The following is a 21,248-nucleotide window of genomic DNA, read 5'->3' as shown; positions in this document are numbered from 1 at the left end:
ATGCCAGAGCGAGCCGACCCGATCGACAAGCGCTCCCGGCCGGCCACGTTGCGCGACGTGGCACAGCTCGCAGGGGTGTCGATCGCGACGGTGTCGAAGTCGCTGAACGGACGCGACCACGTCCGGCCGGAGACGCGGGAGCGCGTGCTGAGAGCTGCGGAGAAGCTGAACTTCGCGCCGAACTCGCTCGCGCAGGGGCTCCTGACCGGTCGAACAGGCACCGTCGGCCTGCTCACGAGCGACATGGAGGGGCGCTTCTCCCTGCCCGTCATGATGGGGGCGGAGGATGCGTTCGGAACCGGCAGCACGTCGGTGTTCCTGTGCGACGCCCGCGGGGACGCGATACGCGAGCAGCATCACATCCGCGCACTGCTCGGCCGTCGGGTCGATGGGCTCATCGTCGTGGGTGACAAGACCGATCCCCGCCCCTCGCTCGGGCATGCCTTCCCCGTTCCGATCGTCTACGCGTACGCACCGTCCGATGACCCGAGGGACATCTCGGTGATCAGCGACAACGTCGGTGCGGGGAGTCTGGCCGCGGAGCACGTACTCAGCTGCGGGCGACGACGGATCGCGTACGTCTCGGGCGACGTCACGTACGCCGCCGCACGGGATCGCGTCGAGGGCGCCGTCCAGACGCTCGGTGCCGCGGGCCTCGAGCTGCTGGGGGGTGAGGCGCTGTACGGGGCCTGGACGGAAGAGTGGGGGCGCGGAGCGATACGCACCCTGCTGGCGAGATTCCCCGATCTCGATGCCGTCCTCTGCGGCAGCGATCAGATCGCGCGCGGTGCGCTGGACGCCCTGCGCGAGAGCGGGCGGTCGGTTCCCTCCGAGGTTGCCGTCATGGCACACGACAATTGGGTGCCGATCGCCACGCAGGCGCGGCCGCCGCTGTCGACGATCGACATGCGGCTCGAGCTGGTCGGCAGGCGCGCCGCGGAACTCCTCTTCGAAGCGATCAACGGCGAGGGGCGAGGAGGGGTCCACTCCGTCGCGACGAAGCTCGTGACGCGGGGGTCGACCGCGCTCGTGTAGCCGAACCGCTGCCGATCCCGGCGGCGAGCGGGCCCCCGACGGCCGCCGGGATCAGATGTCGGCGATCAGTTCGTCGACCGCCGTTGCGCTCAGGCGTTCGTTGAGGACCATCAGCCCCGCCCCGCGGATACCCGCGGTTGTGCCTCCCTCGGCGGGCACGATGTTCAGGTGCTGCGTCGCGAGCGGGATCGACGTCTGGTAGACGACTTCGCGTACGCCGGCGATGATCTCCTGCACGTTCACCCCCAGCTGGCCGCCGATCACGACGACGGAGGGGTTGAGGATGCTGACGCAGGCCGCGGTGACCTTGCCGATGATGCGGCCGGCGTCGCGGGCCGCGGTGACCGCCATCGGGTCGCCGGTACGGATTCGTTCGATCACGTCGGTCGTGTCCACGCTCGCGCCGTCGCGGCTGAGGCTCGCTGCGATCGCCGGCGTGCTGGCGAGCGCTTCCAGGTCGCGATCGTCCGCTACGCCCGGCACCTGCACGTGTCCTATGTCTCCGGCGGATCCGCGGGCTCCGCGCTGAAGCTGTCCGCCGAGGATGATGCCCGCACCGATGCCCGTGGCGACCTTGATGAACAAGAGGTCGCTGACGCCGGGCCACCGCGTGGCACGCTCGCCGAGCGCCAGGAGGTTCACGTCGTTGTCGACGAGGACGGGCGCGTCGAGCCGCTGACGAATGAAAGCGGGGATGTCGAAGCCGTCCCAGCCGGGCATGATCGGCGGGCGGATCGGCCTGCCCGTCGAGTGCTCGACCGGACCCGGAACCCCCACGCCCACTCCCAGCAGGTGCCGCTGCCTGCCCGCCGCGGCGAGCAGGCGCTCGGCCGTATCGAGTGCCCACGTCAGGATCTGGATCGGCCCCTCCGCGATGTCGAGGGTCCTGCTCTCCTCATGCAGCACCTCCCCGGCCAGGTCGAGGATTCCGACCGAGCCGTGAGTCGCGCCGAGGTCGATCCCGATGCACACCCGTGACGTCTGCTCGAAGACGAGGCGGGCGGCGGGGCGTCCGCCGGAAGCGGCCGCGGTACCGGTCGGGGTGACGAGTCCGACAGCCGCGAGGGCCGCGAGCCGATTCACCACGCTGGTGCGGGCGAGACCCGTCTCTTCCACCAGTTCGGCGCGCGTCCGCGGACGTCCGTCGCGCATCAGCTGGAAGAGCTCACCGGCGCCCGCAGAGATCATGTCCCCTCACCTTCGAATCGTCAGACCAGGCTAATGGCGAAAACGGCATGCAATGTGTCGAACGGCGGAGGCGCAGATTTTATATTTGACTTCCGGGAGTCATAAGTGTTAGCTTCTCAGTGTAGCCAATATCTACGAGGGGGTAGAAGCGTGAAATTCGCTTACGAAGCAAATGCGTGGGGCGGCGTCGTCGGCACGCCCGGTTCTGTGACGAATCTGGGATCCGGTTTCTATGAGACGCCCGGAGACGTGCACGGCACGTTGGAGGCGATCGCAGCGGTCGGCTACCAGGGCCTCGAGCTGTTCGACGGCAATCTCCTTCCCTTCGAAGACTCCATCTCGGACTTCGTCGCGGCTGTCAATGGCCAGGGGCTCGAGGTCGCGGGCGTGTACAGCGGGGGACACTTGATCTACCGCGACGCGCACGAGGACGAGCTGGCCCGGTTCGATCGCTCGATCCGTCTCGCCGCTTCCGCGGGTGCCCGGCACTACGTGATCGGCGGCGGTGCCATTCGCTCGACCGGGCGCCGCGACGAGGATTACCGGATCGCGGGTGAGTTCCTCGACACGGTCGCGGAGCGCGCCAGGGCGGCCGGTCTCGTCGCCAGCTACCACCCGCACCTCGGCAGCCTCGCGCAGGCCCCCGAGCAGATCGACGCCCTGTTCGCGGCGACATCGATCGGCCTCTGCGCCGACGTGGCACACATCGCGGCCGGCGGCGGCGACCCCGCCGTCGTCATCCGTCGGCACGCGGACCGCCTGGCCTACGTGCACCTCAAGGACCTCGACGCGACGACTCACGCGTTCATGCCGCTCGGCGAGGGAGACCTCGACCTCGGCGGCATCATCGACGCGGTCGTCGACGCCGGCTACGACGACTGGATCACCGTCGAGCTCGACGGGTACGAGGGTGACCAGAGCGCCGCCGCCGCACGAAGCCTTCGATTCCTCCAGGCCGGAAAGCTGGCCTGACCGTAGTCGTCCCCTACTCACCTGCCGAACAATGCAGTCGCAGTCCCACAGCAAAGGAGCAAGAAGGATGAAAATCAGGACAACGGTGGTCGCGCTCGTCGCGGCCATGAGCATCGCCGCCCTCGCGGGCTGCACGCCCGCCGGCGGCGGCGCGAGCGAAGAAGTCGACCCCGAGATCGCTGCGGAGATCGACGCCGCGCTCGCCGAGATCACGGGACAGGTGCTCAGCACCGGCCCCAACGGCGAGGAGCCGGCCTCGGTCGACACCACCGTCGTGACGGATGCGCAGGCGGAAGAGATCGCGGCGATGGGCCTGACGGCCGCGATCGTCATGCACTACGGCGGCAATGACTGGGCCAACGCCCAGATCGCCGGCCTCAACGCGGAGTTCGATCGGCTCGGGATCGAAGTGATCGCCACGACCGACGCCGACTTCGACCCCGCGACGCAGGTCTCGCAGATCGAGACCGTGCTGACCCAGGACCCGGACATCATCGTGTCCATCCCGACCGACACGGTGGCCACCGCCAGCGCTTACCGCAGGGCCGCTGAGCAGGGCGTGAAGCTCGTGTTCATGGACAACGTGCCCGACGGCTTCGTGGCCGGGCAGGACTACGTGTCGATGGTCTCCGCCGACAACTACGGCAACGGCGTCACCTCTGCGTACCTTCTCGCGCGCGCGCTCGGTGGCGAGGGCCAGATCGGCGTCATCTACCACGAGGCCGACTTCTTCGTGACGCAGCAGCGCTACGACGGCTTCGTCGAGACGATCACGGAGGAGTTCCCCGACATCGAGATCGTGCAGGAGCAGGGCATCGCCGGCCCCGACTTCGCGGGTGACGCCCAGGGCGTGGCCAACGCGATGCTCACGAGGAACGCCGACCTCGACGGCATCTGGGCGGTGTGGGATGTGCCCGCGGAGGGCGTCATGGCCGCCGCTCGCGAGACCGGTCGCACCGACATCAAGATCGCGACGCAGGACCTGGGCACGAACGTGGCCATCGCCCTCGCCGAGAACGAGATGATCGTCGGGCTGGGTGCCCAGCTGCCCTACGACCAGGGCGTCGCCGAGGCCGACCTCGCCGCACTCAGCATCCTCGGGGTCGACGTGCCCCCGTACGTCGCTCTCAGCTCGCTTCCCGTCGACCACGAGAACGTGCTCGAGGCCTGGGAGATGGTCTACGACTCCGAAGCGCCGGCGTCCGTGCGGGACGCGTACGTCGACTGACGTTTCGTCGCTGAGCTCGTCCGCTCCGTGGGGACGTCCGACTCCGGTCGTCCCCACGGGGCATCCGATTGCACAAAGAAAGGCAGAACATGCAGGACCTCAACATCGCCATGATCGGTGGCGGATTCATGGGCAAGGCCCACTCGCTCGCCTACGCCGCGATGCCCATGCTCTTCTGGCCGGCGCCGGCGCGCCCGATCAAGAAGATCGTGGTCGACGCCACGGATGACCTCGCGCGCACCGCGGCCGAGCGCTACTCGTGGGAGGGCTTCTCGTCCTCGTGGCGCGACGTGGTCAACGACCCGTCGATCGACGTGATCGACATCGCGACGCCCAACAACCTGCACGCGGAGATCGCCATCGCCGCCGCCGAGGCGGGCAAGCACATCATCTGCGAGAAGCCCCTCGCGCCCACCGCGGAAGAGGCGGGCCGCATGTACGAGGCCGCGAAGAAGGCCGGTATCGTCACCGCCGTCGCGTTCAACTACCGTCGCACGCCCGCCGTGGCGCTGGCCAAGAAGTACATCGAAGAGGGCGCGATCGGCGAGATCCTCAACTTCCGCGGCACCTACCTGCAGGACTGGAGCGCGGACCCGAACTCGCCGCTCAGCTGGCGCTTCCAGAAGAGCATCGCGGGCTCCGGGGCCGTCGGAGACATCGGATCGCACGTCGTCGACCTGGCCCGCTACCTCGTCGGCGAGATCTCCGAGGTCACCTCCGTCGTGTCGACCTTCATTCCCGACCGGCCGCTGCAGTCGAGCGGATTCGACGCCCTGGGCGGCTCGGTCAAGAACGACGGGCCCCGCGGCGCCGTCGACGTCGACGACGAGGCGATGTCGCTCGTCCGCTTCCGCAGCGGCGCCGTCGGCTCGATCGAGGCGACGCGCAACGCGTGGGGCCGGAACAACTTCATCACCTTCGAGATCCACGGCACCGAGGGCTCGATCTTCTTCAACTACGAGAACCGTGACGAGCTGCAGGTCGCCTTCAAGGGCGACCCGGCCGACCGCCGGGGCTTCCGCACGGTCTACACGGGGCCGAACACGCCCTATGGCGAGTCGCTGTGGCCCATCCCCGCGCTCGGCATCGGCTACGGCGAGACCAAGATCATCGAGGCGCACGACTTCCTGAAGGCCGTGGTCGAGGGCGGAACGGTGTCTCCGAACTTCGCGGACGGCTACCAGGCCGCGCTCGTCGACGACGCCATCCTCGAATCGGGCCGGACCGGCCAGTGGGTCAAGGTCGCGGATGCCACCGGCGCGGACACCGAAAATGGCTGAGATGCCCCTCGAGCCGCCCGCCGTGCGGATGCGGTCGATCGTGAAGAGCTTCGGCCCCGTCGAGGTCCTGAAGTCCGTGGACATGGACATCATCGCGGGGGAGGTGCACGCCCTCGCCGGTGAGAACGGAGCCGGCAAGTCCACTCTCATGAAGGTCTTGCAGGGCGTGCACCCGATCACGTCGGGCACGATCGAAGTGCGGGGCGAACCGGTCGAGATCCGGAGCACCGCCGACGCGGAACGTGCCGGGATCGGCATGGTCTTCCAGGAGTTCAGTCTCATCCCCTCGATGACGGTGGCCCAGAACATCTTCCTCAACCGGGAGATCACCGGAAAGGCCGGCCTGATCGACGACCGCGCGGCGGAGCGCGCGGCGAAGGAGCTCTTCGACGGGCTGGGTGTCACCATCGACCCCCGCGCGCGCGTGGAGGACCTCGGGACGGCCTACTGGCAGCTCGTCGAGATCGCGAAGGCGGTGGCCAAGCAGGCCAGCGTCCTCGTGATGGACGAGCCCACCGCCAGCCTCGCCAAGCACGAGGTGCAGAATCTCTTCTCGCTGATCGAGACGCTGAAGAACCGCGGGATCGCGATCGTCTACATCTCGCACCGGATGGACGAGATCCGCCGCATCGCCGACCGGATCACGGTTCTGCGCGATGGCCGGGTGGTTCTCGCGGCGCCCGTGGCGGAGATGAGCGCGGAACAGATCATCGAGGCCATCATCGGGCGGCGACTCGCTTCCGATCTCGTCTACCAGGAGCGGGAGGTCCCCAAGGACGCACCCGTGCTCCTCGAGGCGGAGGACATCGCGAGCAGCACCGTGCTCGAATCGGTTTCCCTCACCATCCGCGCCGGCGAGATCGTCGGCCTCGCGGGCCTCATGGGCAGCGGGCGCACGGAGTTCGCGCGGGTCGTGGCGGGAATGGACCGGCCGACGCGCGGCTCGCTGAGCATCGACGGGGAACGCGTCCGCTTCGTCAGGCCGATCGCCGCACAACGCGCGGGCGTCGCCCTCATCCCCGAGGACCGCCGGGATCAGGGGCTGGTGCTGGAGCACTCCGTGTCGGACAACCTGACACTCCCCGTCCTCGAGCACGTCAAGACGAGCGGCCTGCTCTCGCCTCGCAAGCTCCGCGACCTCACCGAGCACCTCGTCGAGCGCTTCGCGGTGAAGGTCGCCGATCCCTACGCACCCATCAGCCAACTATCGGGCGGCAACCAGCAGAAGGTCGTCGTCGCGAAGTGGATCAACACCGAGCCGCGGGTTCTCGTCATGGACGAGCCCACCGCAGGTGTCGACATCGGGACGAAGACGGAGATCCTCGATATCGTGCGTGCCTTCGCCTCGCAGGGCAACGCGGTCTTGTTCATCTCGTCCGAACTCCCCGAACTCCTGGCCGTTGCCGATCGCATCGTCATCATGCGGGGAGGACGTTCGATCCGCGAACTCCCCCGCACCGACATCGATAGCGAAGAGCAGCTTCAACTCATCATCCAAGGAGCAGCAGCATGAGCAGCGCCGCACCGTCCACTCAGCCGTCCAGACTGTCACGGGTCATCACCCGCTTGGATTGGCGCAGCAACATCATCTACATCGCGTTCGTGGTGGTGTTCCTCCTCTTCGCGATCTTCCTGGGCAACGACGGCTTCCTCTCCGCGAACAACATGCTGAACATCGTTCGGCAGACCGCGACGATCTCGATCATGGCCATCGCGATGACCTTCGTGATCGCGGCCGCCGAAATCGACCTGAGTGTCGGATCGGTCGCGGGCCTGGCGTCCGTCGTGACAGCGATGACCACGATGCAGTTCGGCCTCGTCCCGGGCATCCTTGCGGGCCTCGCCGCGGGCGCGGCAATCGGCGCCATCAACGGCGGGCTCGTCGCGCTGCTGAGAATCCCGTCGTTTCTGGTCACCCTTGGAATGCTGGGCCTGGCCGCGGGTCTCGCGCAGTGGATCACCGCGTCGGCGCCGCAACCGATCACCGATCGCCTTTACGTGATGATCTTCGGCGGCAGCGACTTCGGCCCCGTGCCGGGCCTGCTGGTGTGGACGATCGTGGCGGTGGCGGTGGGATGGCTCGTGATGAACCGCACCGGCTTCGGGCGGAAGGTCCTGGCCACGGGTGGAAATCCGACAGCGGCTGCCTACACGGGCATCAACACGGCGCGCATCAAGTTCACCGTGCTGCTCATCTCGGGCATCGCGGCGGCGGTCGCCGGCATGCTCTACGCCGGTCGACTCGAATCGGGACGTTTCCAGTGGGGCCAGGGCGATGAGCTCACGGTCATCGCCGCCGTCATCCTGGGCGGTACGAGCCTCTTCGGCGGCCGCGGCGCCATCATCGGCACTCTGTTCGGGTCTCTCTTCATGGGCCTGATCAACAACGGGCTGATCCTCGCCGGGCTGGACGTCGCTCAGCAGCAGGTCGTACGCGGCGCGATCATCATCGCCGCCGTCGCGCTGTCGAGGAAGAAGTGATGGCCCGCCCGCCGCTGCGAAGCGGCATCATCGGCACGGGCTTCATGGGCCGGGTGCACACCCGCGCCGTGCGCTCGACCGGGGGCATCGTCGTCGCGTACGCCGGTCGCGATCTCGAGCGCACCCGGGAGGCCGCGCAGGAGGAGAACGTCCCGCTCGCGCTCACGGCGGACGAGCTGGTCGCCCACCCGGACGTCGACATCGTCCACATCTGCACCCCCAACGCACAGCACCTGCCGCTCGCGCTCGCCGCCATCGCGGCCGGAAAGCACGTCGTCTGCGAGAAGCCGCTCGCTCTGACGGCGGAGGACGCCCTGCTCCTGGAAAGCGCCGCGCGCGACGCTTTCGTGGTGACGGCGGTGCCGTTCATCTACCGCTTCTACCCGACGGTGCGCGAGGCGCGGGCACGCATCACCGCCACCGGGGAGCGCATCTGGCTGGCCCACGGACACTACCTGCAGGATTGGCTGTCCGACCAGTCGACCTACAATTGGCGGGTGACGGACGAGGGTTCCCGAGCGTTCGCCGATATCGGTGTGCATTGGTGCGACCTCTTCGAGTTCACCACGGGCCATCGCATCGAGCGCCTGCTCGCCCAGAAGTCCCGACTGCACGAGACGCGGCACTCCGACGACGGCGAAGTGCCCGTATCGACCGAGGATGGGGTGACGATGATGTTCCAGACCGACCGCGGCGCGACCGGTTCCGTCGTGATCTCGCAGGCCACGCCGGGGCGCAAGAACCGGCTATGGCTCTCGCTGGACGGGGAGACGAGGTCGTATGCGTTCGATCAGGAGAACCCCAACGATCTCTGGGTCGGCGCGACGCATGACGCGTCCATCCTGCCGAAGGGTCTCGAGACCCTTCATCACGACGCTGCCAGAGCGTATGTGACGGTGCCGTCCGGACACCCTCAGGGCTATCAGGACTGCTTCTCCCTGTTCATGCGTGATGTGCACGCGACGATCGAGGGGCGCCCCGTCGACGGGCTGCCCACCTTCTCCGACGGCGTGCGCGCCGCACGACTGACGGAGGCGGTGATCGCCTCGTCCGACTCCGGACAGTGGGTGGATGTCGCGCAGGTGCGCGAGCCGGAATCGAGCGCCGCATGAGCGAGTCCACGCATCCCGTCACGTTGTTCACCGGGCAGTGGGCTGACCTGCCCTTGGAAGAAGTGGCCCGATTGGCGGCGTCGTGGGGCTATGACGGCCTCGAGCTCGCGGCCTCGGGGGATCACCTCGACCTGGAACGCGCCGAGGAGGAGCCGGGCTACCTCGCGTCGCGCAAGGAGATCCTCGACCGCCACGGACTCTCGGTGTTCGCGATCTCGAACCACCTGGCCGGGCAGGCCGTGTGCGATGCGCCCATCGACTTCCGGCATGAGGCCATCCTGCGCCCCTCGCTCTGGGGCGACGGCGACGCAGAGGGCGTCCGGCGACGCGCTGCGGAGGACATGAAGCGCGCCGCGCGGGTTGCGCGGCGACTCGGCGTCGACACGGTCGTGGGATTCACCGGGTCGTCGGTATGGCCGTACGTCGCGATGTTCCCGCCCGTGCCCACCTCCGTCATCGAGGCCGGCTACGAGGACTTCGCGGCCCGATGGAACCCGATCCTCGATGTGTTCGACGGGGAGGGTGTGCGGTTCGCGCACGAGGTGCACCCCGGCGAGGTGGCCTACGACTACTGGACGAGCGTGCGCACCCTCGACGCGATCGATCACAGGGAGGCGTTCGGCTTCAACTGGGACCCGTCGCACATGATGTGGCAGAACATCGACCCGGTGGGCTTCATCTGGGACTTCCGCGACCGCATCTATCACGTCGACTGCAAGGACACGCGTCTGCGGCCGACGAACGGGCGGGCCGGGGTGCTCGGATCGCACCTGCCCTGGGGCGATCCGCGGCGCGGCTGGGATTTCGTCTCCACCGGTCACGGCGACGTGCCCTGGGAGGACGCGTTCCGCGCCCTCGAGTCGATCGGCTACCGCGGACCCATCTCCATCGAGTGGGAGGATGCCGGGATGGACCGCCTGCACGGCGCCGCCGAGGCGGTGGAGTTCGTGCGATCGAAGCTGTGGAAGCAGCCCACGGCTTCCTTCGACGCGGCCTTCTCCGCCCGCTGAACACGCGAGGACGCCCCCCGGGCGCCGGGCTGCAGCCCGGGCAGGTAGGTCGGCGGCGTCTGCGTCGCTCATCGCGGCGACGCGTGCGAGGGGTGAACCGGAGTTGCGCCGACGCCGATGGTGTGCGCAATGTATTGCATGCCGATTCCCTCGGGCAGCCCAGCATTGGGTCGCTCCCTCCTCCGCGACGACGTCTACCGACGGCTTCGCGACGCGATCGTCGAAGGCGCATTCGAGCCCGGGGAGCAGCTGAAGGACGGCGACCTCGCGGAGTGGCTGGGGGTGAGCCGCACGCCTGTGCGCGAAGCGCTGCTGCGCCTGGCGGCAAGCGGACTGGTGGTGGCCGTGCCGGGCCGGTCGACGGCGGTGAGCACCATCGACCCGCGGGCGGTGCGGGACGCGCGGGATGTCATCGCCGCCATGCACGGCTTGGCGGTGCGCGAGACGACGGGCCGGCTGAGTGCTGCAGACATCGAGCGGATGCGCGACGCGAATCGCCGCTTCGCCGCGTCGCTCGCGGCGGGCGACATCAGCGCGGCGCTGGACGCCGATGACGAGCTCCACATGATCCCCGTCGCGGCGCTCGGCAACAGTGCCGTCGAGGCGGTGCTGGAGCAGTTCGGACCGCTGGTGCGCCGAGCGGAGCTGTCGCGCTTCACGGGAGATGGCCGGCCGTCCGTGGAGAGGCACGAGCAACTGATCGGCTTCATGGCCGCCGGCGACGTGCGGGGCGCCGAATCCGTGACCCTCGACATCTGGCACAGCCTCACGGAGGACGGCGCCGCCGAGGAAGCGCTGACTCAGGCATCTTAGGCGGGCGTCTCGGGAGAGCGGCTCCCCGACCCGACGAGAATGGAGGGGTGGAGCCGTGGGAGATGCGTGAGTGGTTCGGCGATTACCTCGATGCGTGCAACCGTCACGATCTCGACGCCATCCGCTCCTTTCTGGATCCCGCGGTCCGCCGCGCGCACCTGCCGCGCGGCGCGGATGCCTGGGTGAAGGATGCGGCGGAGCTTTTCCGCGCTTTCCCGGACTGGCGGTGGCGCCGCATTCAACTGCTCGTCGAAGAGGATCGCCTAGCCGTGCATCTGCGCGCGAGCGGCACGCACGCCGGGGCGTTCCGCGGCATCGCCGCGACGCGACGGCACGTGAACGTCGCCGAGTTCGCGATGTGCCGGGTCGTGAACGGTCGGATCACCGAGTTCACCGGGACCGCCGACCATGTCGAGTTGCTCGATCAGCTACGGGGGTGAGGGTCATTGCGCGCCGCGAGGGGCCGCTCAGCCCGTGGGCCGGCCGAATCGCGCGGAGGTCACGGGTCCCGGGTCAGTCCGTGGGCGGGCGCCTCAGCCGCTTGACGTCGGTTCGCCGGCGCTTGGCGCCGAGGCGCCGTTCCTTCGCTCCCCGGCTGGGCATGGTCGCGCGTCGCGACGGCGACGGCGGGCGCAGTGCGTCGGCCACCGCCGAGGCGAGCCGTTCGCGGGCCGCGTCCCGGTTGCGCACCTGCGTCCGGTGCTCCGACGCGGCGATCGTCAGGGTGCCCCGCACGAGCCGACCGCCCAGCCGATCGAGCAGCCGCTCACGCTCATGTTCCGACAGCGCTCGCGAGGCCGCGATGTCCCACGTGAGCTCCACGCGGGAGTCGGCGGTGTTCACGCCCTGTCCGCCCGGACCGGACGAGCGGCTGAATCGCCAGGAGAGCTCGCTCTCGGGGATCGTCACGCCCGCCGTGACGCGCAGTCCTGGGCGGTGATGAGCGGTCATGCCCCCATCATCTCCCCGCTGGCGCCCTGCGCCCCGTTCCGACTGCTCAGCGATCGAGCGTCGCGAACCGGCGGATCGACAGCGGCACGAAGACGAGCAGCAGCACGACGATCCCCCCGATGACGGTCGGGATCGGATACTGGGCCGGCCAGGCGTCGCCGACCGGTGTGCCGGCGGGGACGTTGCCGAAGAGCTGCCGCGCGGATGTGACCAGCGCGGTCACGGGGTTCCATTCCGCGAACACCCGCAGCGGTGTGGGGAGGCCCTCGCTCGGCACGAACGCGTTGGAGAGGAACGTGAGGGGGAAGAGGATCAGGAACGACGCGTTGTTGATCACCTCGGGGCTGCGCACGATCATGCCGAGGTAGGCCATGAGCCACGAGAACGCGTAGGAGAACGACAGCAGCAGGAGCACGCCGGCCAGGAACTCGAGAGGCGACGACGTGACCCGCCACCCGACGACGAGACCCGTCAGCATCATGACCGCGAGCGAGAGCAGGTTGATGACGAGATCGCCCGTGGTGCGTCCGATCAGCACGGCCGCGCCGTTCATCGGAAGCGTGCGGAACCGGTCGATGATGCCGTCCTTCAGGTCCTGCGCCATGGCCGAGCCCGAGTAGGTGGAGCCGAAGACGATCGTCTGCGCGAAGATCCCCGCCATGAGGAACGAGGTGTAGTCGCCGCCCGGCACGGGGATGGCGGAGCCGAAGACGAAGGTGAACAGCAGCACGAACATGATCGGCTGGATCAGCGTGAACAGCAGGATGTCGGGAACGCGCACGATCTTCTTGAGGTTCCGCCACGTCGCGATCGCGCCGTCGGAGAGGAGGCGGCTGACCGCGCTTCCCTCGGGGGCCCGGATCCGGCCCGGCGGGGTGCGGCCCGTGTGGGCCGCGGCGCTCGTCTCGGTCATGCCGCATCCTCCGCCTCGTCGTCCGTGCCGGTTGCGCGGCCGGTCAGTTGCAGGAAGACGTCGTCGAGCGTCGGGCGCCTCATGCCGGCGTCGTGCAGCTCGATGCCCTGGGCGGCGATGTCGGCCACGATGCCGCCGAGGCCGGTGGCGCCGTCGGCGACGGGCACGACCCATGTCCGATCGCCCCCCTCTGCGACGGGACCGGAGCCGTAGCGACTCAGGATGTCGCGGACGCGCTCGCCGTCGGCGTCGTCGACGAGTGTGACGGCCACGCGCTGCCCGCCCACCGAGGCCTTCAGCTGGTCGGCGGTGCCCTCGGCGATCACGCGGCCGCTGTCGACGATCGAGATCGAATCCGCGAGCCGATCGGCCTCCTCGAGATACTGCGTCGTCAGGAGGACCGTTGTCCCGCCGGCGACGAGCGACTCGATCACCTCCCAGAGGGCGAGCCGACTGCGGGGATCGAGTCCTGTCGTGGGTTCGTCGAGGAAGAGCACGGGCGGGTTGATGACGAGGGCGCCCGCCAGGTCGATTCGCCGCCGCATGCCCCCCGAGAACCCCTTGACGGGACGGTTCTGCGCCTCGACGAGGTCGAAGACCTCGATCAGCTCACGTGCTCGCTGCGCCGCGAGCCGGTGGCCGAGGTGATAGAGCCGGCCGACCATGTAGAGGTTCTCGTAGCCGGTGAGGTTCTCGTCGACGGCGGCGTACTGACCGCTGGCGCCGATCATCCGGCGGATCTCGGCGGGGTCGTCGAAGACGTCGACCCCCGCGATGATCGCGCGCCCCGAGTCGGGTCGGATGAGGGTCGTGAGGACCTTGACGGCGGTGGTCTTGCCCGCACCGTTCGGGCCGAGCAGCGCCGTCACGCTGCCCTGCTCGACCGACAGGTCGAGCCCGTCGAGCGCGCGCACGACGGCGGCTCCCTTGGGGCGGTAGGTCTTGACGATCTGCTGCGTCTCGATGTACGCCATGCGCGGATCGTACTCCCCTCCTCCGACATCGGGGTTGCGCGCGTGGGGCGGGCGCGGGAGCATGCAGACGACGCGGTGTCCGCGGCGGTCTGTACCTTGCGGTCATCGTGGGGCGGACGCTCCCGCCGCACCCCCAGGAGAATCCATGGCCGAGTCGCTTCGCCAGCCGGGCCGGGATGAGGCCGCGCAGGCTCCGCCCGGTCCCCGCACCGTGCGGGCGTTCCATCAGGTGCTCGCGAACACCGCGGCCGCGAACGTGACCTCCAGCTATCTGTGGTGGGCGCTGACCTTCTGGGCGTATCTCGAGACGCGCTCGGTGCTCGCGACGGCGATCATCGGCGGCTCCTACATGCTTCTGGTCGCCGCCTTCGGTGTCATCTTCGGGGTCATCGTCGACCGCATGAAGAAGAAGGCGGTCATGGTGCTCTCGAGCGGGGTCACGCTCGTGACGTATCTGCTCGCCGGCGCTCTCTACCTCTCGTTCCCGGAGAGCGTGCTGGTCGACTGGGGCGGCCCCTGGTTCTGGGTGTTCGCGGGCGTGATCCTCGTGGGCGGCGTGGTCGAGAACCTGCGCAACATCGCGCTGTCGACCACCGTGACCCTGCTCGTGCCGGCAGATCGGCGCGACAGGGCGAACGGGCTGGTGGGCGCGGTGCAGGGCATCGCATTCATGGTCACGAGCGTGTTCTCGGGGCTGTCGATCGGCCTGCTCGGAATGGGGTGGACCGTCGTCATCGCGATCGCGGCGACGGCGCTCGCGCTCGGGCACCTCCTCTTCGTCCCCATCCCGGAGCGCGGGGTCGTCCACGTCGAGGGTGCTCCCGCTCAGGTCGGCTTCCGCGGGGTCATCCCGGCCGTCGTCGCCGTGCCGGGTCTGCTCGCGCTCATCCTCTTCTCGACGTTCAACAACCTCGTGGGCGGCGTGTTCATGGCCCTCATGGACCCGTACGGCCTCACTCTCTTCTCGGTGGAGATGTGGGGGATCGTGCTCGGGGTGACCAGCTTCGGGTTCGTGATGGGAGGCGCCCTCGTTGCCCGCTTCGGCCTCGGAAAAAACCCGGTCCGCACGCTGCTGCTCGTCAACGTCGGGATCGCGCTGCTGGGTCTCACCTTCGCCATCCGCGAGTGGTGGTGGCTCTACGCGCTCGGCGTCCTCGTCTTCATGTGCCTCATGCCGATCGCGGAGGCGGCCGAGCAGACCATCGTGCAGCGCGTCGTGCCGTTCGACAAGCAGGGCCGGGTGTTCGGCTTCGCCGCGAGCGTGGAGTCGGCCGCGGCACCGGTCTCCTCGTTCCTGGTCGGTCCGCTGGCACAGTTCTGGCTCATCCCCTTCATGGACTCGCAGGACGGGCAGGACTCCCTCGGGTGGTTGCTGGGCCCGGGCGAGGCGCGGGGCATCGCGCTCGCCTTCGTGGGAGCGAGCCTGGTTCTCCTCGTCACCGTGATGCTCGCCTTCGTCTCCCGGCCGTACCGGCGCCTGTCGGCGGCGTACGCCGCCGCACCGCCGTCGCTCACCCCCGATGCCGTCGACGCCCCCGAGATGGGTCTCACCCACCTGCCCTCGACGAGCTGATCCCGGACCGCTGTTAGGCGTTCTGCGGGAATCCCAGGTTGATTCCGCCGTGGCTCGGGTCGAGCCAGCGCGCCGTGACCGCCTTCTCGCGGGTGAAGAAGTGGAAGCCTTGCCGGCCGTACGCCTTCGTGTCGCCGAACGCCGACGCCTTCCAGCCGCCGAAGGAGTGGTAGGCGACGGGCACGGGGATGGGAACGTTGATGCCGATCATCCCGACCTCGATCTCGTACTGGAATCGGCGCGCCGCGCCGCCGTCGTTCGTGAAGATCGCCGTGCCGTTGCCGAACGCCCCCGTGTTGATGAGACTCACACCCTCCTCGTACGAGTCGACCCGCACGATCGACAGCACCGGTCCGAAGATCTCGTCGGTGTACGCCGCCGAGGTCGTCGGCACTCGGTCGAGCAGCGTGGGGCCGAGCCAGAAGCCCCCCGGCTCGCCGTCGACGACGACGCCACGGCCGTCCACGACGACGGCGGCTCCGTCCGCGGCGGCCGTGTCGATGTATCCCGACACCCTGTCGCGGTGCTCGCGGGTGATGAGGGGGCCCATGTCGCACCCTCGGCGGCCGTCCCCGATCCTCAGCCCCGCCATGCGCTCGGCGATCTTGCCGAGCAGATCGTCGGCGACCGGCTCCACCGCCACGATCACCGAGATCGCCATGCAGCGCTCGCCCGCCGATCCGAAGCCGGCGTTGACGGCGGCATCCGCCACGAGGTCGAGATCGGCATCCGGCAGCACGAGCATGTGGTTCTTCGCGCCGCCGAGCGCCTGAACGCGCTTGCCGTGTCGCGCGGCGGTCTCGTAGATGTGGCGGGCGATCGGAGTGGATCCGACGAAGGACACCGAGGCGATCCCCGGATGCTCCAGCAGCGCGTCGACCGCGACCCTGTCGCCGTTGAGGACCGTGAACACACCGGCCGGCAGGCCCGCCTCGGCGAGCAGCTGCGCCATCCACAGCGACGCCGACGGATCCTTCTCACTCGGTTTGAGCACGACGGCGTTCCCGGCGGCCAGCGCGACCGGAAGGAACCACAGGGGCACCATCGCGGGGAAGTTGAAGGGACTGATGACCGCCGCGACTCCGATGGGCTGGCGGAACGAGTACACGTCCACGCCGCTCGAGGCGTTGACGGAGTAGTCGCCTTTGAGGACCTCGGCGAACCCGAGGGCGAACTCGAGCACCTCCTGTCCTCGCGCGATCTCCCCGAGCGCATCGGCGAGCACCTTGCCGTGCTCGCTCGTGATGATCTCGGCCAGCTCTCCCTTGCGCTGCTCGAGGAGCTCGCGGAACCGGAACAGCACCGCCTGCCTGCGCGCGATCGACAGGTCCCTCCACGCGGGGAACGCGGCAGCGGCCGAGCGCACCGCCCGGTCCACGTCGCCGGGCTCGGCGAGGACGACCTCGCCCGTGGGCGCGCCGGTTGCGGGGTCGTACACGGGTGCCACGCGTCGGTCGGGTACGTCGGCCGGTTCACCGTCGATCCAGTGGGGGATGCGTCTGCTCACGCGGTCTCGTCCTTCCTCGGGGCCTCGTCCATCACGATGACGGCGCGGCCGGTGATCCGGCCCTCCGCGAGGGCGCGGTACGCGGCATCCGCCTCGCTCAGCGGGAACGTACGGGTCACCAGGCCGACGGTGTCGATGTCGCCGTCGGCGGCCAGGCGCACGACGGCGGGCAGGTCCTCCCGGGTGCGGGCGCCGAACGAGCCCGTGATCGAGTATCCGCGGCGCACGAGCGGCGTGATCTCGATCTGGGCGACGGAGGCGCCGGCGGCGATGCCGATCGCCACCATCCGGCCCCCGTCGGCGAGCACGTCGATCGCCTGGCGGAAGGTCGCGGGATGCCCGAGCGCCTCGAAGGCGACGTCGACGCCACGCCCCCCGGTCGCCGCGCGCACCTGCGCGACGACGTCCTCCTCGCGGGAGTTGACGGCGTGCGTCGCGCCGAGCGCGCGCGCGGCGTCGAGCTTGTCGTCCGCGACGTCGATCGCGACGATGGGGTCGGCGCCGGCGGCCCTGGCCATCTGCACGACCCCGCTACCCACGCCGCCGACGGCGATGACCGCGACGGATTCGCCCGCCTGCACGCGCCCGGCGCGATGGACGGCGCCGTACGACGTGAAGGCCGCGCACCCGAGGACGGCGGCGGAGACGGGGTCCACGCCCTCGGGAAGGACGGCGAGCGCCGTGAGCGGAACGACCGCGTACTGCGCGAGCCCGCCCATCGAGTACATCGCCAGGAACGACCCGTCGGCGAGCGTGAGCCGGCTCTGCCCGTCGTAGAGCGTCCCGCGCAGCCGGTTCTGGCCGAAGAACTCGGCGCAGAGGTCGTCCCGCCCGCGGTCGCACGCGTCGCATGCATCGCACGGCATGATGAACGCGCCGACGACGTCGTCGCCGACCGCCAGCCCGCCCGCCTCGCCGGTGCCGTCGCCGATCGCGACGATCGTGCCGCTGATCTCGTGGCCGAGCACGGCGGGTCGGGGGAAGGCGACTTCGCCCTTCATGACATGCAGGTCGGTATGGCACACGCCGCATGCGCGCACTTTCACGAGGGCCTCTCCTGCGAGAGGCGTGGGGATCGGGATGTCGACGACATCGAGCCCGGGGGTGCCCTCGCGCAGTACGGCCGCGCTCATCATGCCCTCGACCGTGCGTGCCATCGCCCACCCTCTCCCTCGACCGGTGTGTCGCCCGGATCAGTCTCCGCGGCACGGCTCGGGCGAACAAGCGATGCGGGGCGTTCTTCCACCAGATGGAAGATCGCCCCGTCGCGCGTAGGCTCGTTCACCATGGCCATCGGCGCAACGATCCACACTTTCACCGGGCAGCTCGCCGACGTCGACCGCGGCGTCTACGACGACCTGGCGCTGCGGGTGGCGCGGCACGCCTCCGAGACCGACGCCTTCATGCTCACCCGCGTGCTCGCCTACTGCCTCGAGTTCGCGGAGGGCATCGCGTTCAGCGACGGGATCGCCTCGACCGACGAGCCCGCCGTCCTCGTGCGCGACCCGACCGGTCGGGTGACGTCGTGGATAGAGGTCGGGGCGCCGGATGCCGCGCGCCTGCACTACGGCGCCAAGCTCGCCGATCGCGCCGTCGTCTACACGCACCGCGATCCCGCGAAGGTCGTCGCCGCGTGGCAGGGCAAGCCCCTGCATCGCGCCGAGGACCTCGTCGTGCGCAGCTTCGGCCCCGGTTTCGTGGATGCCGCGACATCCGCGATCGAGCGTCGCAACACCATCACCGTGTCGATCACGGAGGGGCACCTCTACCTCGAGCTCAACGGGCGGACGTTCGACGCCCCGATCATCGAGACCCCGGCGCGCCCGTGAGCACACGGCTGCTGCTGCTCGCCGACACGCACATCCCCGGCCGGGCGCGGGCGCTGCCCGACGCGGTGCGCCGGGCAGCGGACGACGCCGACCTCGTCATCCACGCCGGCGACTGGGTCTCCGCGTCGGTGCTGGACGACCTCGAAGGGCACGCTCCCGTGATGGGCGTGTGGGGCAACAACGACGGGCCCGACCTGCGCGAGCGCCTCCCCGAGATCGCGCGGCGGGGGATCGAGGGCATCCGGTTCGCCGTCGTGCACGAGACCGGCGACGCGCGGCGCCGGGAGGCGCGGATGACGCAGGCGTTTCCCGACACCGATGTCCTGGTCTTCGGGCACAGCCACATCCCCTGGGACACGCGCACCGCGTCGGGGCTGCGGCTGCTCAATCCGGGCTCGCCGACCGACCGTCGCCGGCAGCCGCGCTGCACGATGATGACGGCGCTCGCGGATGCCGGCGACCTGCGAGACGTCGCCCTCATCCCCCTCTGAGCCGGGGGTCATGCGACAACGGCGTCGTCATGGGCGCCGTGCTGCTGCTGGTCGGCACCGCGGCGCTCGGCAGCGGCGTCGCCGGACTCACGGCCCTCTGACCGGCCGAGCGCGCCCGGCCGGCGGTCCCGCCTACAGGGAGAGGATGCGCTCGCGTACCTCTCGACGCAGCACCTTGCCGATGAGCGAGCGGGGCAGCTCCTCGATCTCGAACACCCGGCGCGGCACCTTGTACGCCGCCAGGTGGCTGCGGCAGAACTGCCGCAGCCCCTCGACATCGAGCTCGGCGCCCTGTCGCAGCACGACGGCTGCCGCGACCTCCTCCCCGCCGCCCGACCAGGGCAGCGCGACGACGGCCGCGGCATCCACGTCGGGGTGCGACATGAGCGTCTCCTCCACCTCCGTGGGCGAGACGTTGAACCCGCCCGTGATGATGAGCTCCTTCAGGCGGTCGACGACCGTCACGAAGCCGTCGGGGGAGACGGTGACGATGTCCCCCGTGCGCAGCCAGCCGCCGTCGACGAGCGTCGCGGCGCTCTCGTCCCGCCGGCGCCAGTATCCCTGGAAGACCTGCGGTCCGCGCAGTAGCAGCTCGCCCTCGGCACCCGGCTCCACGTCCTTCGTCGGGTCATCGACGTCGACGACCCGGATCTCCGTGCTGGGGAACGGCACGCCGACGGTTCCGGGGCGTCGCGAGGGGCCGATGGGGTTGCCGATCGCGACCGGCGAGGACTCGGTCATCCCATACCCCTCGACGAGGAGGCCACCCGTCGCCGACTCCCACTTCTCGACGGTCGAGACGGGGAGCGCCATCGCGCCCGAGATCGCGAACCGCACGGTCGACAGGTCGATCCGGCCCGCGATCGCGGCGCGGGCGAGCTGCTCGTAGATCGGCGGGACGGCCGGGAGGAAGGTGGGCGGGGTCTTGCGTGCGGCCTTGGCGACGAGGTCCAGGTCGTATTTCGGGAAGAGGACGAGACGCGCGCCGATGCTCATCGCGAAGGTGAGGCACAGCGTCATCCCGTAGGCGTGGAACAGCGGCAGCACCCCGTAGAAGACCTCTTCGCCCTCGCGCAGGCCCGGAACCCATGCGCGGCCCTGCATGGCGTTCGCCCGCAGGTTGCGGTGCGTGAGGATCGCGCCCTTCGGCGTGCCGGTGGTGCCGCTGGTGTACTGCAGCACGGCGATGTCGTCGAGCGCGGGTCGGGCGGCGCGGCGCGAGAGCGGCCGGTGGCCGACCAGGTCGCGCCAGCGACGGGGACGCCGGCAGCCGGGCTTCTTCGTCAGCTGTGCGCGCGCCGCCCGTGCCCTGGCGAGGGGGAGCCGCAGGGCCAGCCGGGTGGCCCGCGGCATCGCCTCCGTGATGTCGACGGCGATGAGCGCGCGGACCGCGATGTCGGCGGGGAAGTCCGCGACGGTGTCGTAGACCTTGTCCCAGACGATCGCGTAGGCGGCGCCGTGGTCTTCGAACTGGTGGCGCAGCTCGCGCTCGGTGTACAGCGGGTTGTGCTCGACGACGATCGCGCCGAGCCGCAGCACGGCGTAGAACGCGACGACGTGCTGCGGGCAGTTGGGCAGCACGATCGCCACGCGGTCGCCCTTCGCGACCCCGAGGCGCCGCAGCCCCTCGGCCGCCCGTGCGATCTGGTCGCCGAGGCCCCGGTAGGAGGTCACGGCGCCGAAGAACTCGAGCGCCGGGCCCTTACCGTACCGGGCGACGCTCGCGTCGATCATGTCCGTGAGCGTCTCGTCGACGTCGTCGATCGTCTCGGGCACGCCGGGGGCGTAGACCGAGAGCCAGGGCTTCGACGAATAGGGGGTCTCCAGAGGCATCCGGCGTCCTTTCGCGTGCGGGCCTCCACCGTACGGCCCGTCGGCGCGACCGGCACGT

The 21,248-nt window shown here is 69.7% G+C and carries 20 protein-coding genes; 13 read left to right on the top strand and 7 right to left on the bottom strand.

Features of this window, described 5'->3' with window-relative positions; genetic code table 11:
- Positions 1–1,035, top strand: a complete 1,035-nt coding sequence (locus ACIGCK_RS12990) for a LacI family DNA-binding transcriptional regulator (protein WP_396666614.1) — start codon at positions 1–3, stop codon at positions 1,033–1,035.
- Between the two features lie 51 nt (positions 1,036–1,086).
- Here ACIGCK_RS12990 and ACIGCK_RS12985 read toward each other — a convergent pair whose 3' ends face one another.
- Positions 1,087–2,223, bottom strand: coding sequence for an ROK family protein (locus ACIGCK_RS12985; RefSeq protein ID WP_330170526.1), 1,137 nt, complete (start codon positions 2,221–2,223; stop codon positions 1,087–1,089).
- A 150-nt stretch (positions 2,224–2,373) separates the two neighbouring features.
- Here ACIGCK_RS12985 and ACIGCK_RS12980 point away from each other — a divergent pair, with 150 nt between their 5' ends.
- The 9 genes from ACIGCK_RS12980 (at position 2,374) to ACIGCK_RS12940 (ending at position 11,559) form a co-directional block, all read left to right on the top strand.
- Positions 2,374–3,195 carry a sugar phosphate isomerase/epimerase family protein gene (locus ACIGCK_RS12980; RefSeq protein WP_396666612.1) on the top strand — a complete coding sequence of 274 codons (822 nt, stop codon included), beginning with the start codon at positions 2,374–2,376 and terminating at the stop codon, positions 3,193–3,195.
- Positions 3,196–3,262: 67 nt separating this feature from the next.
- Positions 3,263–4,423, top strand: coding sequence for a substrate-binding domain-containing protein (locus ACIGCK_RS12975; RefSeq protein ID WP_396666610.1), 1,161 nt, complete (start codon positions 3,263–3,265; stop codon positions 4,421–4,423).
- Positions 4,424–4,512: 89 nt separating this feature from the next.
- A complete protein-coding gene (locus ACIGCK_RS12970; RefSeq protein ID WP_396666609.1) occupies positions 4,513–5,703 on the top strand; it encodes a Gfo/Idh/MocA family protein in 1,191 nt (396 codons plus the stop codon).
- Positions 5,696–7,216, top strand: coding sequence for a sugar ABC transporter ATP-binding protein (locus ACIGCK_RS12965; protein ID WP_396666607.1), 1,521 nt, complete (start codon positions 5,696–5,698; stop codon positions 7,214–7,216). The genes ACIGCK_RS12970 and ACIGCK_RS12965 overlap by 8 nt, the downstream gene beginning before the upstream one ends.
- Positions 7,213–8,184: an ABC transporter permease gene (locus ACIGCK_RS12960; RefSeq protein ID WP_396666605.1), complete on the top strand. Its 972-nt coding sequence runs from the start codon at positions 7,213–7,215 to the stop codon at positions 8,182–8,184. Before ACIGCK_RS12965 ends, ACIGCK_RS12960 begins: the two co-directional genes overlap by 4 nt.
- Positions 8,184–9,296: a Gfo/Idh/MocA family protein gene (locus tag ACIGCK_RS12955; RefSeq protein ID WP_396666603.1), complete on the top strand. Its 1,113-nt coding sequence runs from the start codon at positions 8,184–8,186 to the stop codon at positions 9,294–9,296. Before ACIGCK_RS12960 ends, ACIGCK_RS12955 begins: the two co-directional genes overlap by 1 nt.
- Positions 9,293–10,306, top strand: a complete 1,014-nt coding sequence (locus tag ACIGCK_RS12950) for a sugar phosphate isomerase/epimerase family protein (protein WP_396666602.1) — start codon at positions 9,293–9,295, stop codon at positions 10,304–10,306. The genes ACIGCK_RS12955 and ACIGCK_RS12950 overlap by 4 nt, the downstream gene beginning before the upstream one ends.
- A gap of 138 nt (positions 10,307–10,444) precedes the next feature.
- Complete coding sequence (locus tag ACIGCK_RS12945) at positions 10,445–11,119, top strand: GntR family transcriptional regulator (RefSeq protein WP_396666601.1); 675 nt, start codon at positions 10,445–10,447, stop codon at positions 11,117–11,119.
- A 47-nt stretch (positions 11,120–11,166) separates the two neighbouring features.
- Positions 11,167–11,559, top strand: a complete 393-nt coding sequence (locus tag ACIGCK_RS12940) for an ester cyclase (RefSeq protein ID WP_396666599.1) — start codon at positions 11,167–11,169, stop codon at positions 11,557–11,559.
- A 73-nt stretch (positions 11,560–11,632) separates the two neighbouring features.
- Here the strand turns inward: ACIGCK_RS12940 and arfB are convergent, their stop codons facing one another.
- From arfB to ACIGCK_RS12925, 3 genes are read right to left on the bottom strand one after another with little or no spacing between them, the layout of a single operon-like run.
- Positions 11,633–12,070 (bottom strand): alternative ribosome rescue aminoacyl-tRNA hydrolase ArfB, encoded by a 438-nt coding sequence (arfB, locus tag ACIGCK_RS12935; RefSeq protein ID WP_330170516.1) that lies wholly within the window; start codon positions 12,068–12,070, stop codon positions 11,633–11,635.
- A 46-nt stretch (positions 12,071–12,116) separates the two neighbouring features.
- Entirely contained in the window at positions 12,117–12,983 is an 867-nt protein-coding gene (locus ACIGCK_RS12930) for an ABC transporter permease (protein ID WP_330170515.1), read from the bottom strand.
- A complete protein-coding gene (locus ACIGCK_RS12925) occupies positions 12,980–13,957 on the bottom strand; it encodes an ATP-binding cassette domain-containing protein (protein ID WP_330170514.1) in 978 nt (325 codons plus the stop codon). The genes ACIGCK_RS12930 and ACIGCK_RS12925 overlap by 4 nt, the downstream gene beginning before the upstream one ends.
- 145 nt (positions 13,958–14,102) lie before the next feature.
- Here ACIGCK_RS12925 and ACIGCK_RS12920 point away from each other — a divergent pair, with 145 nt between their 5' ends.
- Positions 14,103–15,530 carry an MFS transporter gene (locus tag ACIGCK_RS12920; protein WP_396666597.1) on the top strand — a complete coding sequence of 476 codons (1,428 nt, stop codon included), beginning with the start codon at positions 14,103–14,105 and terminating at the stop codon, positions 15,528–15,530.
- Between the two features lie 13 nt (positions 15,531–15,543).
- Here the strand turns inward: ACIGCK_RS12920 and ACIGCK_RS12915 are convergent, their stop codons facing one another.
- Positions 15,544–17,037 (bottom strand): CoA-acylating methylmalonate-semialdehyde dehydrogenase, encoded by a 1,494-nt coding sequence (locus tag ACIGCK_RS12915; RefSeq protein ID WP_396666595.1) that lies wholly within the window; start codon positions 17,035–17,037, stop codon positions 15,544–15,546.
- On the bottom strand, positions 17,034–18,194 hold the full coding sequence (locus ACIGCK_RS12910; RefSeq protein ID WP_396666593.1) for a zinc-binding dehydrogenase: 1,161 nt from the start codon (positions 18,192–18,194) through the stop codon (positions 17,034–17,036). The genes ACIGCK_RS12915 and ACIGCK_RS12910 overlap by 4 nt, the downstream gene beginning before the upstream one ends.
- 129 nt (positions 18,195–18,323) lie before the next feature.
- Here ACIGCK_RS12910 and ACIGCK_RS12905 point away from each other — a divergent pair, with 129 nt between their 5' ends.
- Positions 18,324–18,866, top strand: coding sequence for a YaeQ family protein (locus tag ACIGCK_RS12905; protein WP_396666591.1), 543 nt, complete (start codon positions 18,324–18,326; stop codon positions 18,864–18,866).
- Positions 18,863–19,357 (top strand): metallophosphoesterase family protein, encoded by a 495-nt coding sequence (locus ACIGCK_RS12900; RefSeq protein WP_396666589.1) that lies wholly within the window; start codon positions 18,863–18,865, stop codon positions 19,355–19,357. Before ACIGCK_RS12905 ends, ACIGCK_RS12900 begins: the two co-directional genes overlap by 4 nt.
- Positions 19,358–19,489: 132 nt before the next feature.
- On the opposite strand, the gene ACIGCK_RS12895 is transcribed toward ACIGCK_RS12900, so the two are convergent.
- Positions 19,490–21,190, bottom strand: coding sequence for a long-chain-fatty-acid--CoA ligase (locus ACIGCK_RS12895; RefSeq protein WP_396666587.1), 1,701 nt, complete (start codon positions 21,188–21,190; stop codon positions 19,490–19,492).
- Between the last annotated feature and the right edge of the window lie 58 nt (positions 21,191–21,248).

It is taken from the genome of Microbacterium sp. NPDC078428 (genome assembly GCF_044542535.1).
GTDB classification, from domain to species: Bacteria; Actinomycetota; Actinomycetes; order Actinomycetales; family Microbacteriaceae; genus Microbacterium; species Microbacterium limosum.
The sequence above is the reverse complement of the archived record's forward strand: the minus strand, read 5'-3'. Positions and strand labels throughout refer to the sequence as shown.

Bases quoted from the DNA above. Each gene is read 5' to 3' on its own strand.
- ACIGCK_RS12985 (WP_330170526.1), bottom strand. From the start codon at position 2,223: ATGATCTCTGCGGGCGCCGGTGAGCTCTTCCAGCTGATGCGCGACGGA.
- ACIGCK_RS12925 (WP_330170514.1), bottom strand. From the start codon at position 13,957: ATGGCGTACATCGAGACGCAGCAGATCGTCAAGACCTACCGCCCCAAG.
- arfB (WP_330170516.1), bottom strand. From the start codon at position 12,070: ATGACCGCTCATCACCGCCCAGGACTGCGCGTCACGGCGGGCGTGACG.
- ACIGCK_RS12930 (WP_330170515.1), bottom strand. From the start codon at position 12,983: ATGACCGAGACGAGCGCCGCGGCCCACACGGGCCGCACCCCGCCGGGC.
- ACIGCK_RS12970 (WP_396666609.1), top strand. From the start codon at position 4,513: ATGCAGGACCTCAACATCGCCATGATCGGTGGCGGATTCATGGGCAAG.
- ACIGCK_RS12910 (WP_396666593.1), bottom strand. From the start codon at position 18,194: ATGGCACGCACGGTCGAGGGCATGATGAGCGCGGCCGTACTGCGCGAG.
- ACIGCK_RS12905 (WP_396666591.1), top strand. From the start codon at position 18,324: ATGGCCATCGGCGCAACGATCCACACTTTCACCGGGCAGCTCGCCGAC.
- ACIGCK_RS12920 (WP_396666597.1), top strand. From the start codon at position 14,103: ATGGCCGAGTCGCTTCGCCAGCCGGGCCGGGATGAGGCCGCGCAGGCT.
- ACIGCK_RS12950 (WP_396666602.1), top strand. From the start codon at position 9,293: ATGAGCGAGTCCACGCATCCCGTCACGTTGTTCACCGGGCAGTGGGCT.
- ACIGCK_RS12975 (WP_396666610.1), top strand. From the start codon at position 3,263: ATGAAAATCAGGACAACGGTGGTCGCGCTCGTCGCGGCCATGAGCATC.
- ACIGCK_RS12895 (WP_396666587.1), bottom strand. From the start codon at position 21,190: ATGCCTCTGGAGACCCCCTATTCGTCGAAGCCCTGGCTCTCGGTCTAC.
- ACIGCK_RS12945 (WP_396666601.1), top strand. From the start codon at position 10,445: ATGCCGATTCCCTCGGGCAGCCCAGCATTGGGTCGCTCCCTCCTCCGC.
- ACIGCK_RS12960 (WP_396666605.1), top strand. From the start codon at position 7,213: ATGAGCAGCGCCGCACCGTCCACTCAGCCGTCCAGACTGTCACGGGTC.
- ACIGCK_RS12990 (WP_396666614.1), top strand. From the start codon at position 1: ATGCCAGAGCGAGCCGACCCGATCGACAAGCGCTCCCGGCCGGCCACG.
- ACIGCK_RS12965 (WP_396666607.1), top strand. From the start codon at position 5,696: ATGGCTGAGATGCCCCTCGAGCCGCCCGCCGTGCGGATGCGGTCGATC.
- ACIGCK_RS12955 (WP_396666603.1), top strand. From the start codon at position 8,184: ATGGCCCGCCCGCCGCTGCGAAGCGGCATCATCGGCACGGGCTTCATG.